General features: G+C 71.9%; 15 protein-coding genes. 6 read left to right on the top strand and 9 right to left on the bottom strand.

Annotation, left to right across the window (positions count from 1 at the left end; all coding sequences use genetic code 11):
• Both ACFU53_RS05930 and ACFU53_RS05935 read left to right on the top strand, forming a co-directional pair.
• Positions 1-2005, top strand: a 2005-nt coding sequence (locus tag ACFU53_RS05930; protein ID WP_383986460.1) for a glycoside hydrolase family 3 N-terminal domain-containing protein, incomplete at its 5' end; no start/stop codon positions are given.
• Between the two features lie 209 nt (positions 2006-2214).
• Positions 2215-2961, top strand: a complete 747-nt coding sequence (locus tag ACFU53_RS05935) for a PH domain-containing protein (protein WP_383986462.1) — start codon at positions 2215-2217, stop codon at positions 2959-2961.
• Here ACFU53_RS05935 and ACFU53_RS05940 read toward each other — a convergent pair.
• The 4 genes from ACFU53_RS05940 to tsaB are packed head-to-tail and all read right to left on the bottom strand — an operon-like array spanning position 2909 to position 5490.
• Positions 2909-3187 (bottom strand): hypothetical protein, encoded by a 279-nt coding sequence (locus ACFU53_RS05940; protein ID WP_383986464.1) that lies wholly within the window; start codon positions 3185-3187, stop codon positions 2909-2911. The two genes, ACFU53_RS05935 and ACFU53_RS05940, sit on opposite strands and share 53 nt — an antisense overlap.
• Entirely contained in the window at positions 3184-4287 is a 1104-nt protein-coding gene (gene tsaD / locus ACFU53_RS05945) for a tRNA (adenosine(37)-N6)-threonylcarbamoyltransferase complex transferase subunit TsaD (protein ID WP_383986466.1), read from the bottom strand. Before tsaD ends, ACFU53_RS05940 begins: the two co-directional genes overlap by 4 nt.
• Positions 4288-4291: 4 nt before the next feature.
• A complete protein-coding gene (gene rimI, locus ACFU53_RS05950) occupies positions 4292-4828 on the bottom strand; it encodes a ribosomal protein S18-alanine N-acetyltransferase (protein ID WP_383986468.1) in 537 nt (178 codons plus the stop codon).
• Positions 4825-5490: a tRNA (adenosine(37)-N6)-threonylcarbamoyltransferase complex dimerization subunit type 1 TsaB gene (gene tsaB, locus ACFU53_RS05955; protein WP_383986470.1), complete on the bottom strand. Its 666-nt coding sequence runs from the start codon at positions 5488-5490 to the stop codon at positions 4825-4827. Before tsaB ends, rimI begins: the two co-directional genes overlap by 4 nt.
• A gap of 124 nt (positions 5491-5614) precedes the next feature.
• Between tsaB and ACFU53_RS05960 the strand changes: the two genes are divergently transcribed.
• A complete protein-coding gene (locus ACFU53_RS05960) occupies positions 5615-6175 on the top strand; it encodes a hypothetical protein (protein ID WP_383986472.1) in 561 nt (186 codons plus the stop codon).
• Between the two features lie 450 nt (positions 6176-6625).
• On the opposite strand, the gene tsaE is transcribed toward ACFU53_RS05960, so the two are convergent.
• From tsaE to ACFU53_RS05980, 4 genes are all read right to left on the bottom strand, one after another.
• A complete protein-coding gene (tsaE, locus tag ACFU53_RS05965; RefSeq protein WP_383986474.1) occupies positions 6626-7168 on the bottom strand; it encodes a tRNA (adenosine(37)-N6)-threonylcarbamoyltransferase complex ATPase subunit type 1 TsaE in 543 nt (180 codons plus the stop codon).
• A complete protein-coding gene (locus ACFU53_RS05970) occupies positions 7134-8381 on the bottom strand; it encodes an alpha/beta fold hydrolase (protein ID WP_383986476.1) in 1248 nt (415 codons plus the stop codon). The genes tsaE and ACFU53_RS05970 overlap by 35 nt, the downstream gene beginning before the upstream one ends.
• 250 nt (positions 8382-8631) lie before the next feature.
• Complete coding sequence (gene alr / locus ACFU53_RS05975; protein ID WP_383986478.1) at positions 8632-9792, bottom strand: alanine racemase; 1161 nt, start codon at positions 9790-9792, stop codon at positions 8632-8634.
• Between the two features lie 157 nt (positions 9793-9949).
• The gene (locus ACFU53_RS05980) at positions 9950-10846 is read right to left on the bottom strand and encodes a L,D-transpeptidase family protein (RefSeq protein ID WP_383986480.1); all 897 of its coding nucleotides are present in this window, start codon (positions 10844-10846) and stop codon (positions 9950-9952) included.
• 230 nt (positions 10847-11076) lie between these two features.
• Between ACFU53_RS05980 and glmS the strand changes: the two genes are divergently transcribed.
• The 3 genes from glmS to ACFU53_RS05995 all read left to right on the top strand — a co-directional run bounded on the left by glmS (position 11077) and on the right by ACFU53_RS05995 (position 15200).
• Positions 11077-12924, top strand: a complete 1848-nt coding sequence (gene glmS, locus ACFU53_RS05985) for a glutamine--fructose-6-phosphate transaminase (isomerizing) (protein ID WP_383986482.1) — start codon at positions 11077-11079, stop codon at positions 12922-12924.
• Between the two features lie 92 nt (positions 12925-13016).
• Positions 13017-13388: a holo-ACP synthase gene (locus tag ACFU53_RS05990; protein ID WP_383986483.1), complete on the top strand. Its 372-nt coding sequence runs from the start codon at positions 13017-13019 to the stop codon at positions 13386-13388.
• A gap of 369 nt (positions 13389-13757) precedes the next feature.
• Positions 13758-15200, top strand: coding sequence for an NAD(P)H-hydrate dehydratase (locus ACFU53_RS05995; protein ID WP_383986485.1), 1443 nt, complete (start codon positions 13758-13760; stop codon positions 15198-15200).
• 88 nt (positions 15201-15288) lie between these two features.
• Here the strand turns inward: ACFU53_RS05995 and ACFU53_RS06000 are convergent, their stop codons facing one another.
• The gene (locus ACFU53_RS06000; RefSeq protein WP_351402952.1) at positions 15289-15450 is read right to left on the bottom strand and encodes a hypothetical protein; all 162 of its coding nucleotides are present in this window, start codon (positions 15448-15450) and stop codon (positions 15289-15291) included.
• Positions 15451-15465: the final 15 nt, after the last annotated feature.

Raw genomic sequence — 15465 nt, forward strand, 5'->3', positions numbered from 1 at the left:
CATCATGACCGCGAACCGTTTCGGCATCCCCGCCGTCGCCCACGAGGAGTGCCTCGCCGGTTTCACCGCCTGGCGCGCGACCGCCTACCCGGTCCCCCTGGCCTGGGGCGCGACCTTCGACCCGCCGCTTGTGGAGGAGATGGCCCGGCGCATCGGCCACGACCTGGCCTCCGTAGGCATCCACCAGGGACTGTCCCCCGTCCTGGACGTCGTCCGCGACCCGCGCTGGGGCCGGGTCGAGGAGACGATCGGCGAGGACCCTTACCTCGTGGGCACGGTCGGCACGGCGTACGTACGGGGCCTGGAGTCGGCCGGCATCGTGGCCACGCTGAAGCACTTCGCCGGATACGCCGCGTCCGTCGGCGCCCGCAACCACGCGCCCGTACGGGCGGGTGTACGGGAGTTCGCGGACGTGACACTCCCCCCGTTCGAGATGGCGTTGCGCGAGGGCGGCGCGCGTTCGGTGATGGCGGCGTACACGGAGACGGACGGAGTCCCGGTCTCGGCAGATCCGGGGTTGCTCACCGAACTCCTGCGCGAGGACTGGGGCTTCACCGGCACGGTCGTCTCCGACTACTTCGGTGTCGGCTTCCTGGAGACGAATCACCGCGTGGCGGGAAGCCGCGCGGAGGCCGCGCACGCGGCCCTGGCGGCGGGCCTCGACGTGGAACTGCCGACCCTGCGCTGCTACGGCGAGCCGCTGGTGGAGGCGGTCCGCGCGGGCGGGATCCCGGAGTCCCTGGTGGACCGTGCCGCCCGCCGGGTCCTGCTCCAGAAGTGCGAGCTGGGCATGCTGGACGAGGGCTGGTCCCCGGAGCCGGCCGTCGACAGCATCTCCCTGGACTCGACGGCGAACCGCACCCTGGCCCGCCGCCTGGCCGAGGAGTCGGTGGTCCTGCTGGACAACCCGGACGGTGCACTCCCCCTCGCCCCCGACATCCGTGTCGCGGTGGTGGGCCCCCGCGCCGACGACCCCCTCGCCATGCTCGGCTGCTACTCCTTCCCCTCCCACGTCCTCCCGGCCCACCCCGGCACCCCCCTGGGCATCGACATCCCGACGGTCCTCCAGTCCCTGCGCACGGAACTCCCCGACGCGAAGATCACCTACGCGGCGGGGAGCGATGTCGACGGCGAGGACACGGGTGGGTTCCCGGAGGCGGTCGCGCGGGCGTCCGAGGCCGACGTCTGCGTGGCGGTACTGGGCGACCGGGCGGGCCTCTTCGGCCGGGGTACGTCCGGCGAGGGCTGCGATGCCGAGGACCTCCGCCTCCCGGGGGTGCAGGCGGAGCTGCTGGACGCGTTGATCGCCACGGGTACGCCGGTGGTGGCGCTGCTGCTCACCGGGCGCCCGTACGCGCTGGGCCGCTGGAACGGGCAACTGGCGGGCGTGGTCCAGTCGTTCTTCCCCGGGGAGGAGGGCGGCCCGGCGGTGGCGGGAGTGCTGTCGGGCCGCGTCTGCCCGTCCGGCCGCCTCCCGGTGAGCGTCCCGCACCGCCCCGGTGGCCAGCCGTGGACGTACCTCCAGCCGCCGCTGGGTCTCCTGGGCGCCGCGAGCAACATCGACCCGACCCCGCTGTATCCCTTCGGGCACGGCGGCTCGTACACGACGTTCGAGTGGACGGACTTCGAGGACGAGAGCGGGGACGTGTCGGTGACCGTCCGCAACACGGGGGAGCGGGCGGGGGCGGAGGTCGTCCAGCTGTACCTGCACGACCCGGTGGCCTCGGTGACCCGCCCGGACGTACGCCTCATCGCCTACCAGCGGCTGGAGTTGGAACCCGGGGACGCCTCCCGCGTGACGTTCCGCTTCCACCCTGACGTGTCGTCGTTCACGGATCGCTCGGGACGGCGCGTGGTCGAACCGGGCGCCCTGGAACTACGGCTGAGCGCGTCGAGCACCGACGTACGCCACCGGGCGCGGTTGACGCTGACGGGGCCGGTACGCGAGGTCGGCCCGGACCGCCGCTTGCACTGCGGGACGGAGGTCCTGGCCGTGGAGAGCTGAGGGCCGCCGGTTCAGTCCGCCTGGGCCGCCGCGTACGAGACGAACGCGGCCCAGGCGGAGGGGCCGAGGCCGAGGTGGGGGCGGGTGGTGTCCTTGGAGTGACCGCCCGATCACCGTACCGTCCACCGAACAGCCGCGCACTCCCCCCTCCGTACACGCCGCACCCCTCCTCTTACCCCACGTTCACAGAGGCGGGCTACAACAACCCGATGAGCAACGGAATCGAGCGGGAGTACCGAAGACGGCGAGGAATGGCACCCGCATCTCTCGTCATGCTGGCCGCGGCGGTACTGATCACCGCCATGGCGGTGAACGCGATGGCAACGCTCGGCCCGTCTGCCGGGGACGCGCTGGCCGTCGCGGCCTGGCTGACCATCGCCACCCGAGTGGTGCTGGAGCAGTTCCGGGCGCGTACGTCCGTCACAGCCGACGGGGTCACCGTACGCGGAGCGATACGCACCCGCGGCTGGGCCTGGTCCGAGATCTATGGCATCCGGGTCGAGGACATCAAGTGGGGCACCCCCCGCTGGTCGGGATACCTCTACGCCACCGACGGAAGCCGGGTCCGCCTCCCCCACGTGGACGAGTACCAACTGACCGACCCGATCGCCGAGATCGCCGACCTGTGCGCCACCGCCCTACAACTCGGGCTCACCTCGCTGGATACGCGACCGGACGTGGAGGAACGCATCGCGCGCGGGACGCGACGGCGCAAGGCGTGGCAGCGGGCGGCCATGGCAAGCGCGGTGGTCATGGGCGCCATGTTCGTCGTCGACTTCTGGCTGCTCCTCACCGACCGGCCGACGGACACGTACCTGCTGCTCCTGGGCGTCCCACTGGTCTGCGCGCCGTTCCTCTTCCTTGCCCTGGACCGCATCGGCGAACGTCAGCACCGACGCGGCCTCACGCCCCCTGCCCCACCGACTCGAACCTCCACCGGTGCACCGCCCGATTGAGCAACTCCCCGTCCGGATCCGGCAGTTCGGGCAACTCGGCATCGTACGCCGCGTCCCACCACGTAATGACCAGCACTCGATCCTGCGGCGCCCGAAGGATCTCCCGCCGTAGCGGCCGTACGGAAAACGCCCGGTCCTGGGCCTGAACCTGGGCCCGAGCCCAGGCGAGAAGGTCCTCCCCCCGCCCGGTGACCGCCCGCGCCTCCCACATCAACGCGACCGTCACGAGTACAGGTTCTCTTTGCTGACCTCGTGCACGTGGTCATGCCCGTGCCCGGCGGCGCGCCCCGGCACATGCGGGTCCGTCACCGGCAGTGAGGAGTCCGCAGACAGGTCCCAGTCCGAAGCGGCCCGCCCTCGCGCCACCATCTCGGCGCCCAGCGCGGCCACCATCGCCCCGTTGTCCGTGCACAACTTCGGCCGGGGCACCCGGAGTCGGATGCCGGCCGCCTCGCACCGCTCCTTGGCGAGCACCCGCAGCCGGGAGTTGGCGGCGACACCGCCGCCGATCATCAGATGATCCACCCCCTGATCGCGGCAGGCCCGTACGGCCTTGCGCGTCAGCACGTCCACCACGGCCTCCTGGAAGGACGCGGCGACGTCCCGCACCGGAACGTCCTCCCCGGCCGCCCGCTTCGCCTCGATCCAGCGGGCCACGGCGGTCTTCAGACCGGAGAAGGAGAAGTCGTAGACGGGGTCGCGGGGCCCGGTGAGCCCGCGCGGGAAGGTGATCGCGTTCGGGTCGCCCTCCTTCGCGTACCGGTCGATGACGGGACCGCCCGGGAACCCCAGGTTCAGCACGCGCGCGATCTTGTCGAACGCCTCCCCCGCCGCGTCGTCGATCGTCGCGCCCATGGGCCGCACATCCGACGTGATGTCCGTGGACAGGAGCAGAGACGAGTGCCCCCCGCTCACCAGCAGCGCCATCGTCGGCTCGGGCAGCGCCCCGTGCTCCAGTTGGTCGACGCAGATGTGGGAGGCGAGGTGGTTGACGCCGTAGAGCGGCTTGCCCAGCGCGTACGCGTACGCCTTCGCCGCCGAGACGCCCACGAGCAGCGCACCCGCGAGCCCCGGCCCGGCGGTGACCGCGATGCCGTCGAGGTCCTTCGCGCTCACCCCCGCCTCCTTCAGCGCGCGGTCGATCGTCGGGACCATCGCCTCCAGGTGCGCGCGGGAGGCGACCTCGGGCACCACGCCACCGAAGCGGGCGTGCTCGTCGACGCTCGACGCGATCGCGTCGGCCAGCAGCGTCGTACCGCGCACGACGCCGACGCCGGTCTCGTCGCAGGAGGTCTCGATCCCCAGGACCAGGGGTTCGTCAGCCATGGACCTAGCCATTGATCTCGGTTCCTTGTACGGATACGGATGTGGAGGGGTCGTTGAGGCGCATGACCAGCGCGTCCACGTTCCCCGGCTGGTAGTAGCCGCGGCGGAAGCCGATCGCCTCGAAGCCGAAGCGTTCGTAGAGCTTCTGGGCGCGGACGTTGTCGACCCGGCATTCGAGCATCACCTGGGCGCACTCGAAGGCGGTGGCGGCCCGCAGCAGCTCGGTGAGGATCAGCGCGCCGAGGCCGGTGCCCCAGTGTTCACGGGCGACGGCGATGGTCTGTACGTCGGCGACGTCCCCGGCGGAGGCCAGGCCCCCGTAGCCGACGATCCGCCCGTCGCCGTCGCCGTCACCGTCACCGTCGCCGTCCGCGTCCTCGGCCACGTAGTACCGCCGGGTCGCCTGGGGTCCACGCGCGTGGGCGAGGTCCGACCAGAACATGCCCCGGGACCAGGCGTCCTCGGGGAAGAGGTCCTTTTCCAGCTCCAGGACGGGCTCGATGTCCCACCAGCGCATCTCGCGCAGCACCGGGATCGTCACTTGGGGGTGACCACCTTGTAGTTCTTGGGCACCTGGGCGTCGGGCCGGCGCAGATACAGCGGCCGGGGCGCCTCCAGTTCCTCGCCCGCCGCGAGCCGTTCGGCCGCCAGCGCCGCGAGGGCGGCCGCGGAGACGTGCTCGGGCGCGCGGGCGTCCGGGAAGGTGTCGGGGTAGAGGACCGCCCCGGCCCCCACGGCGGGCAGCCCGGCCACAAGCTCCGCGATCTCGGCGGGCCGGTCGACGGCCGGCTCCGTCACCCGCGTCCGCGCGTCCTCGTATCTCGCCCAGTACACCTCCTTGCGCCGGGCGTCGGTGGCCACCACGAACGGACCCTCGACCGGTCCCTCGATCCCGGCCGCGTACGCGAGCCCGTCGAGGGTGCACAGGCCGTGGACGGGGACCCCGAGGGCGAGGCCGAAGGTGTCGGCGGTCATGAGGCCGACGCGCAGCCCGGTGTACGGGCCGGGGCCGATGCCCACGACGATGCCGGTGACGGCGCCGAGGCGGGTGCCCGCCTCGGCGAGGACCCGGTCGACGGCGGGCAGCAGGAGTTCCCCGTGGCGACGCGCATCCACCTGGCTCGACGCGGCGACGACGTCCGTCCCGTCGTGCAGCGCGACGGTGACGGCGGGGGTGGCGGTATCCAGAGCGAGCAAGAGCACGCAAACAGCCTACGGCGCTTCGGCCCGCGCCACGGCCGACCCGGTGCACGCTCCCTCTGCTGCTACCGTCACAGCACAGACGTGCTTCAAGGGCGTACGTGGGTACGAGAGGTGGGCTCAGAAGGTGGCCAGTAGCAGCTCGGTATTCGTGGCCGGGCTCACCGCGGCGGCCATCGCCGCAGTCGGTTTCCTCACCTATCAGGCGTCGGCGCACGTGCCCGACGACCTCGGGAAACCGTCCCCCTCCAAGTCCTCGGCGCTCCCGAAATCCAAGGCGCCCGCCGAGCAGGAGAAGGACACCGACGAGGTACTCCCCGACAACTCGGGCAGCGGCGAACGCGTCGTCTACTCCCTCGACGGGGACCGCGTCTGGCTGGTCGGCGCGAACGAGAAGGTGACCCGAACCTTCGAGGTCACCCCCAGCACGGTCGACCCCACCCCCGCCGCCTACACGGTCACGTCCCGCTCCGCCGCCGTCACCGGCTCCGACGGCGCCCCCATCGAGAACGTCGTCCGCTTCGCAACGGTCGACGGCGTCTCCATCGGCTTCAGCGCGGCGGTCGACGGCTCCACCCCCGAGCCCGACCCCACCACCAAGACGGGCGGCATCCGCGAGGCCCGCGAGGACGGCAAGGCGATGTGGGAGTTCGCGGGCATCGGCACGAAGGTGGTAGTGGTCGAGTAAGGGGTGCCTCGTCAGCACGGGGGCGCGAATCGCACGGGCGCGGGGAACTGCGCGACCAGCCCCCACGTACCCGCAGCCGCGACACGACGCCCAACACCCCTCTCAGGGCGTCAGACGGCTACGCGGCCCGGGGGTGTCGCCGCTCCGAAGGCCGCCGCTCCTCCGCTTTCACCGGCGGAGCCGGCGGCGTGGAAATCACCTTCGCCGCCGCACACGCAGCCAACAGGTCCCGCATCGACATACCGCCTGCCCCGGAGGGCTGTCGCTCTGATGCCGGCATGGACGCCTCCTGGTGCCACGGCGAACCAAGTTAGGTAGACCTAACCCAAGGACTGGTTACCATGTGACCACGCCGAGGACGACCAACGCAACATCTTGCCGACGCCTTGTCGGAACAACCACCCGGCGTTACTCGGGCAAACACCCGGCGTTACGCGGACAGCGCACCAGTTACGCGGACAGCACACCCAGCTCGACGGAGCCCCACCGCTCCCCCAGCCCGGTGACGGTCACATGCCGTACCTCGTCGGTCGTGTCGCCGACCGCCCGGTGGATGACGACGTTCAGCCGGTCGTCCGTCAGCTCCTCGACCTTCCCCTCGCCCCACTCCACCACGATCACCGAATCCGGCAGCGAGACATCGAGATCGAGGTCCTCCATCTCGTCCAGCCCGCCGCCCAGGCGATACGCGTCGACATGCACGAGCGGCGGCCCCTGAACCAGCGACGGATGCACCCGGGCGATGACGAAGGTCGGCGAGGTGACCGCACCCCGCACCCCCAGCCCCTCCCCGAGCCCCCGGGTCAGGGTCGTCTTTCCGGCGCCCAACTCCCCGTTGAGCATCACGAGATCACCCGCGCGCAGGAGCTTGGCCAGGCGACGGCCCAGCTCCAGCATCTGGTCGGGAGAATTTACGGTGATCTCAGAAGACGACGAAAAAGACGAAGAGGCCCCGGACTCACCCGGGACGTGCGGTGCTGCTGGCGCTTCCATAGCCACTTACGGTAGCCCCCGCCGGAACGGCCCCCGCGCGGGTGAGAAGGTCGGCGAGCCGGTCGGTCACCACCTCTGGGTGCTCCAGTATCACCAGATGCCCCGCGTCCGGCACGAGCACCAGCTCCGCGTCCGGCAGCAGATCGGCGATGGCCTCGCTGTGCTCGCTCGGCGTGACGAGGTCCTTGACCCCGGCCAGCACGAGCACCGGCAGCTCGGCGAACTCCGTCAACGCCTCGGTCTTGTCGTGCTCGGTGAACGCCGGGTAGAACTCGGCGACGACATCGATGGGCGTGCCCTCGATCATCCGCTCGGCGAACCGCTCGACCGCCGGATCGACGTCCCGCGACGCGAACGAGTACCGCTTGATGATCCCCGCGAACAGATCGGCGGTCGCCCGCCGCCCCCGCTCCACCAGCGCGGCCTGCTGCCCCAGCGCCTTCAGCACACCCGGCAGCACCCGCCGCACCACGTTGACGCCGGCGACCGGCAGCCCGAAGTTGACCTCACCGAGCCGCCCCGACGACGTACCGACCAGCGCGACGGCGACGACCCGCTCGCGGATCAGCTCCGGGTAGTGCGCGGCCAGCGCCATCATGGTCATGCCGCCCATGGAGTGCCCGACGAGCACGATGGGCCCCTCGGGCACCGCCGCGTCGATGACTGCCTTGAGATCGCGCCCGAGCTGGTCGATGGTGACCGGCAGCCCGTCCTGCACCTGGGCCACGCCCCGGCCGGAGCGGCCGTGGCTGCGCTGGTCCCAGTGCACGGTCCGTACGACACCGCGCAGCGCGGCCCGCTGAAAGTGCCAGGAGTCCTGGTTGAGGCAGTAGCCGTGGCTGAAGACGACGGTGACCGGGGCCGGGGCCTTGCGGCCGAAGAGCCGGCGTCTGCGGGGCGAGAGGCCGGCCTCGGGCTCGACGTCGTCGACCTCGTAGTACAGCTCGGTGCCGTCGTCGGCGTACGCCTTGCCGGGAGTGCCGCGCAGCGCCCCGTACGGGGCACTGGAGTCGAGCGCGAGGCGGGCCTTCCTGCGCATGCCGCGCCCCACGGTGAGCCGCTCTATGGCGACGCCGGCCGCCGCACCCGCGGCGACCACGCCTATCGCCGCCCCCGCGACACCGGCTCTGCGCCAGACCCCGTCGCCGGACGCGGCCGTGGCGGCGGCCGCGCTCGCGACGGCCTCCACGGCCTCCGCGCTGCTCTCGCTCACGTCCCGCTCCTCTTCGCCGACGTCCGGTCCCGCTGCCGATCCTGCTACCACTACCGCTCCGCACATCAGTACGGAGTTACCAGTCTCGTTCGTCTTTCACTTACTCGTGTTCAGGCACCGACCGCTCATGCCCTCACGCGCACGTGCCCCGGATCACACACCCGTGATCACACGCCCGTGATCACACGCCCGTTGTCGCACACCCGTGATCACATACTCATGGGCCGCACTCGCGGCCGCACGCGCCCGCTCACTCACCCGTATTGACGTAGACGCGCGGAACGCGGGTTCCAATGCGCGTCACGATCTCGTACGCGATGGTTCCGGCCGCCTTCGCCCAGTCCTCGGCGGTCGGCTCGCCCCCGTCACCGGCCCCGAACAGCACGACCTCGTCCCCGGCGGCGGGTTCGTCCCCGCCGAGGTCGACGACGAACTGGTCCATGGCGACCCGGCCCGCGACCGTCCGCCACTTGCCGCCGACCAGCACGGGCCCGGTGCCGGAGGCGTGCCGGGGGATGCCGTCCGCGTAGCCGACGGGCACCAGGCCGAGGGTCGTGGCGCCCGGCGTGACGTAGTGATGGCCGTAGCTGACACCGTGGCCCCCGGAGACGTGCTTGACCAGCGCGAGAGAGGCGCTGAGCCGCATCACCGGCCGCAGCCCGAGGTCGGCCGAGCTGCCCAGCTCCGGGCTGGGCGAGATGCCGTAGACCGCGATTCCCGTCCGTACGAGATCGAAGTGCGCGTCCGGGCGGGTGAGCGTGGCCGGCGAGTTGGCGATGTGCCGCACCTCCGGGCGGACGCCCTGGCCCTCGGCGTACGTGACCATCTCGCGGAAGCGGGTCAGCTGGGCCTCGATGGAGGGGTGCCCCGGCTCGTCGGCGCAGGCGAAGTGCGACCAGAGTCCGGTGACCGTCACGAGCCCCTCGGCCTCCGCGCGCAGCGCCTCGGCGACGAGCTCCGGCCAGTCGTCGGGCTGGCAGCCGTTCCGCCCGAGCCCGGTGTCGGCCTTGAGCTGCACGCGCGCGCGTGCGCCGACGTGGCGGGCGGCGTCGGTGACCTCCCGCAGCGCCCACATCCCGCTGACCGCGACGTCCAGGTCGGCCTCGACCGCCTCGCGCCAGGGCCCGCCCGGCGCCCACAGCCAGCACATGAGCCGCCCGGACAGCCCAGCCGCCCGCAGCGCCAACGCCTCCTCCGGCGTGGCCGTCCCCAGCCAGGTCGCCCCCGCATCGACCGCCGCCCGGGCACACCGCACCGCCCCATGGCCGTACGCGTCCGACTTGACCACGGCCATCAGCTCGGCCCCCGGCGCCAACGCGCGCAACGTCCGCACATTGGCCCGCAGGGCATCCAGATCGATCTCGGCACGGGCCCGCAGGGGCGCGCTCCGCAGAGGTGCTGTCTCACTCATGTCAGCCCCAGTGTCTCAGAGCCCACGAAAGCCCCTTCGAACGGGCGCAGCCCGGCGCAGAAGGGGCCGCGCCCCTTCAGGGGCGCGGGGAACCGCGCGACAAGCCACGACGGACGAGCACCCCGCATCCGACAGAACCGCCCACCCCGAACCCGCCTCACTTCCCAGGCCGCTTTCCCCAGACAAAAACCCGATCCTTCTCCTTCAAAACCCCCCACAACGCCCGCGCATCCGCCAACCGCAGATTCACACACCCCATGGACCCGATCTCCGTGTAGATGGACCCATAAACCGCATGAAACGCCTGCCCCCCACTGAAGAACTGGCTGTACGGCATAGGCGTGTTGTACAGCGTCGACCAGTGGTTCTTGTGCTTCCAGTACACCTTGTGCCACCCCGCACGCGTCGGATACTGCTTCCGCCCACTCCGCATCGGCACCGGCCCGAACACCACCTTCTTCCCCTTCTGCACCCACGTCAGCTGCCGCGACAGGTCCACACACGCCACCCGGTACGTCCGCACCGGACACTTCCCGGCCGCGTTGGGGTTCTTCCGGGCGGACAGCAACTGCATCCGCGCCCAGGTCACCGGCCCCGCGAAGCCGATCGCCGGCTTGATGCGCTGCTTGATCTGGAACGCCCGGACGGCGAGGCAGTCGGCCCGCGACTGCTTCCCGTCCACCTTCCGCTTCAGATACCGCTCGACCTGCCGCTGGTACGGCCCCGTCAGCTTCGTGCAGGTGACCTTGGCCCCGGCGAACGCCTCGGCCTCGCTCAGCGGCACGTACTCGACGAGGTCGTACGTCCCGGCCGCCGCGTCTCTCGGCTCCGCCGCCTCCTCCTCCCCACCGGGCACGTACACCCGCGGTGGCAGCACCTGGTCGGGCGTGTCGATCTGCCAGGGCTGATGAGGGCCGGGCGGCACGCCGGGGACGAGCTGCTCGGCGCCGGGGCGGGGAGCGGGCGGCGCGGGGTCGGCCACGGCGGCGTCGGCGGGGAGGACGGGGAGGACGGCCACGAGGGCGAGGGTCACGGAGACAGCCCGGAACGTCATTTGTCTGCTCGTCAGTTGCCTGATGGTCGGTTGCCTGGTCGTCATTTGTCTGCTCGTCATGTGATCAGCGATACGTGCCGCACGCACACGTGTGAGGGCGCCGCGCGTACGGTCACCCGATATCCGCGCGGGAAGTCACCCGATATGAGGGCTCACCGGACGCCACCGGCGTCACGTACAGTCACATACGGCACACGACAGGTCGCGAACGGTACGACACAGGGGTTGATATGTGCGGAATCGTGGGATACGTCGGCTCGCAGTCAGCGCTCGACGTGGTCCTCGCCGGGCTGAAGCGGCTGGAGTACCGGGGGTACGACTCCGCGGGCGTGGCGGTATTGGCCGACGGGGGCCTGGCCGCCGCGAAGAAGGCCGGGAAGCTGGTCAATCTGGAGAAGGAACTGGTCGGCCGCCCGCTGCCGGCCGGTTCGACGGGCATCGGTCACACCCGCTGGGCCACCCACGGTGGCCCCACGGACGCCAACGCCCACCCGCACCTCGACAACGCGGGCCGGGTCGCCGTCGTCCACAACGGCATCATCGAGAACTTCGCAGCGCTGCGCGCCGAACTGGCCGAGCGGGGCCACGACCTGACCTCCGAGACGGACACCGAGGTCGTCGCCCATCTGCTCGCCGAGGAGTTCTCGTCGTGCGACGACCTCGCGGAGGCGATGCGGCTGGTGTGCCGCCGGCTGGAGGGGGCGTTCACGCTGGTCGCGGTGCACGCGGACGCGCCGGACGTGGTCGTGGGCGCGCGCCGGAACTCGCCTCTGGTGGTCGGTGTCGGCGAGGGCGAGGCCTTCCTCGCCTCGGACGTCGCCGCGTTCATCGCGCACACGCGGTCGGCGATCGAGCTGGGCCAGGACCAGGTGGTCGAGCTGCGCCGCGACGGCGTGACGGCGACGACGTTCGACGGCCGTCCCGCCGAGGTCCGCTCCTACCACGTCGACTGGGACGCGTCGGCGGCGGAGAAGGGAGGCTACGACTACTTCATGCTCAAGGAGATCGCCGAGCAGCCCAAGGCGGTCGCGGACACGCTCCTCGGCCGTATCGACGCGGCGGGCTCACTGTCCCTGGACGAGGTCCGGATCCCCGACCCGGAGCTGCGCGAGCTGGACAAGGTGGTCATCGTCGCGTGCGGTACGGCGTTCCACGCGGGCATGATCGCCAAGTACGCCATCGAGCACTGGACCCGTATCCCCTGCGAGGTGGAGCTGGCGAGCGAGTTCCGCTACCGGGACCCGATCCTCGGCCCGCACACCCTGGTCATCGCCATCTCCCAGTCCGGCGAGACCATGGACACCCTGATGGCCCTGCGCCACGCGCGCGAACAGGGCGCCCGCGTCCTCGCCATCTGCAACACCAACGGCTCGACGATCCCCCGCGAGTCCGACGCGGTCCTCTACACCCACGCGGGCCCGGAGGTCGCGGTCGCCTCGACGAAGGCGTTCCTGACGCAGCTGGTGGCCTGCTACCTCGTCGCCCTCTATCTCGGCCAGGTACGCGGCACCAAGTGGGGCGACGAGATCCGGGCGGTGATCCGCGACCTCTCCCGCATCTCCCGCGAGGTGGAGCGGGTCCTCGAAACGATGGAGCCGGTACGGGAGTTGGCGCGCACCCTCGCCGACAAGAACACGGTGCTGTTCCTGGGCCGCCACGTGGGCTACCCGGTCGCCCTGGAAGGCGCCCTGAAGCTCAAGGAGTTGGCCTACATGCACGCGGAGGGCTTCGCGGCGGGCGAGCTGAAGCACGGTCCGATCGCCCTGATCGAGGAGGACCTCCCGGTGGTCGTCGTGGTCCCGTCCCCCGCGGGCCGCTCGCTCCTCCACGACAAGATCGTCTCCAACATCCAGGAGATCCGCGCGCGGGGCGCCCGCACGATCGTCATCGCCGAGGAGGGCGACGAGGCGGTCGTCCCGTACGCCGACCACCTGATCCGTATCCCGGCAACCCCGACCCTGCTCCAGCCCTTGGTCGCCACGGTCCCCCTCCAGGTCTTCGCCTGCGAACTGGCCACGGCGAGGGGGAACGAGGTGGACCAGCCACGCAACCTGGCGAAGTCGGTGACGGTGGAGTGAGTTGGTGGGTTGGTGGGTTGGTGGGTGGTGAGTGGTGAGTTGGAGGGCCGGAGTGGGACTCCGCTCGTCGAGGTCACCGTAGGGTGCGGATCATGCCCATCATCGGAGTCGGCATCGACGTCGCCGAGATCGACCGTTTCCGCGCCTCCCTGGAACGCACCCCCAGCATGGCCGAACGCCTCTTCCTCCCCAGCGAACTCCTGCTCCCCAGCGGCGAACGCCGGGGCATCGCCTCCCTCGCGGCCCGCTTCGCCGCGAAGGAGGCCCTCGCGAAGGCCCTCGGCGCCCCCAGTGGCCTCCGCTGGACCGACGCCGAGGTCTACGTCGAACCCTCCGGCCAACCCCGCCTCCGAGTAACCGGCACGGTCGCGTCCCGCGCGTCCGAACTGGGCGTCAAGTCCTGGCACATCTCTTTGAGCCACGACGCGGGGGTGGCATCGGCGGTGGTGATCGCCGAAGGGTGAGAGGCGCCGCCCAAAGCCACCCCAGCTCACCCAGCTCACCCCAGCTCACCCAGCTACCCCGGCTGCCCAGCTGCCCAGCGGCACGACTGCCCGACTGCCCAGCCGCCCGACTGCCCGACTGCCCAGCCGCCCGACTGCCCGACTGCCCGGCCGCCCGGCTGCCCGGCTGCCCGGCTGCCCGGCTGCGGGCAATCGTGCCGCTGTGGCGGCACGGGTGGGCGCAGCGGCACCCGGCGAGCGCCGGTGAGCGCCGGTGAGCGCCGGTGAGCACCGGCGAGCGAAACCGCCCCCCGCCCGGCGGCAGCGGAGGGTGCCCCGACACCCAGGCCCAGCTGCACCCACCCCCCTCCGCAAGGCAGACTCATCCCCATGCGCTCAGCCCACCGCGTAGAAACCGTCCGCACAGCCGAACGCACGCTGATGGCCCAACTCCCCGACGGCGCCCTGATGCAACGCGCGGCCGCAGGCCTCGCCGCGGCCTGCGCCGACGCCCTCCCCCGCCGTGTCTACGGCAGCCGCGTCGTCCTGCTCACCGGCAGCGGAGACAACGGCGGCGACACCCTCTACGCCGGCTCCCGCCTGGCCAAACGAGGCGCGGGAGTGACAGCCGTCCTCCTCACCCCCGACCGCACCCACCCGGAAGCCCTCAAGTCCCTCCTCCGAGCAGGCGGCACCACAGCCACCCCCCAGACCGCCGCCGACCTCATCCACCACGCCGACCTCATCCTCGACGGCATCGTCGGCATCGGCGGCAAGGGCGGCCTCCGCCCCGAAGCCGCCCGCCTCGCCGCCCTCGTCGCCGCCTCCCCCGCCACGGTCATCGCCGTGGACCTCCCGAGCGGCATCGAACCGGACACCGGCGAAGTGCACGGCGCCGCCGTCCGCGCCGACCTCACCGTCACCTTCGGCACCCACAAGCCGGGCCTCCTCATCGACCCGGCGCGCGAGTACGCCGGCTCGGTCCGCCTGATCGACATCGGCCTGGCGAGCACCCTCCCGGCCACCCCCGCCCTGGAGTCCCTCCAGCACGCCGACGTGGCCGCTCTCCTCCCCCACCCGTCCCAGGAGAGCGACAAGTACCGCCGAGGAGTCGTAGGGATCGCGGCGGGCTCGACCCGCTACCCGGGCGCGGCGGTCCTCGCGGTCGCGGGCGCCCTGCGCGGCGGAGCGGGCGCGGTCCGCTACGTCGGCGCGGCCACCGACGCGGTTCTCGCCCGCTTCCCGGAGACCCTGGTCTCGAACACGGGCCCGAAGAAGGCGGGCAGGGTCCAGGCCTGGGTGGCCGGCCCCGGGGCCGGCGACGACCCGGCCCCCGTCGCCGAGGCCCTCTCCACCGATGTCCCCGTCCTGCTCGACGCCGACGGCCTCCGCCTCGCCGACCGCGAAACAGTACGCACCCGCCCGGCCCCGACCCTGATGACCCCGCACGCCGGAGAAGCCGCAGCCCTCCTCGGCATCTCCCGCGAGGAGGTCGAGGCCTCCCGCCTCACCGCCGCCCACGACCTGGCCCGCGCCTACGACGCGACCGTCCTCCTCAAGGGCGCCACCACCCTGATCGCCGCCCCGGACCCCGACACCCCGGTCCGCGTCAACGCCACCGGCACCCCTTGGCTCGCCACCGCGGGCAGCGGCGACGTCCTCTCGGGCCTGGCGGGCTCGCTCCTGGCGGCCGGGCTCTCCCCCCTGGACGCGGCGAGCGTGGCGGCGTACGTCCACGGCCTGGCAGGCCGCTACGCCGCCAACGGCGCCCCGACGGGCGCACACGACGTGGCGAAGGCGATCCCGGCGGCCTGGCGGGACATCACAGCCTGACGCCCGCCCCGCCGGGGACGCCCCTCAGCCCACCGGCTCAGCCGTCTCCCCGCACCGCCCCCTCAACTCCCCTCCCCGCTCTGCGCCCTCAGTCCCCCTCCTCGATCCGGTCGATCGCCTCCCGCACCATCCCCAGATACTCGACCTCCTCGCACCGGGGCTTACTCCCCATCCGGTACATGTCAATCGCGTCGTGGAGATGCTCGCCCAGATCCTCATCCGGTAGATCCGCCGAAAGCTCACTGCACACCCGCCCCGCGAGCTC

The sequence above is a fragment of the Streptomyces sp. NPDC057474 genome (assembly GCF_042802555.1).
In the GTDB taxonomy this organism is placed as follows: Bacteria; Actinomycetota; Actinomycetes; order Streptomycetales; family Streptomycetaceae; genus Streptomyces.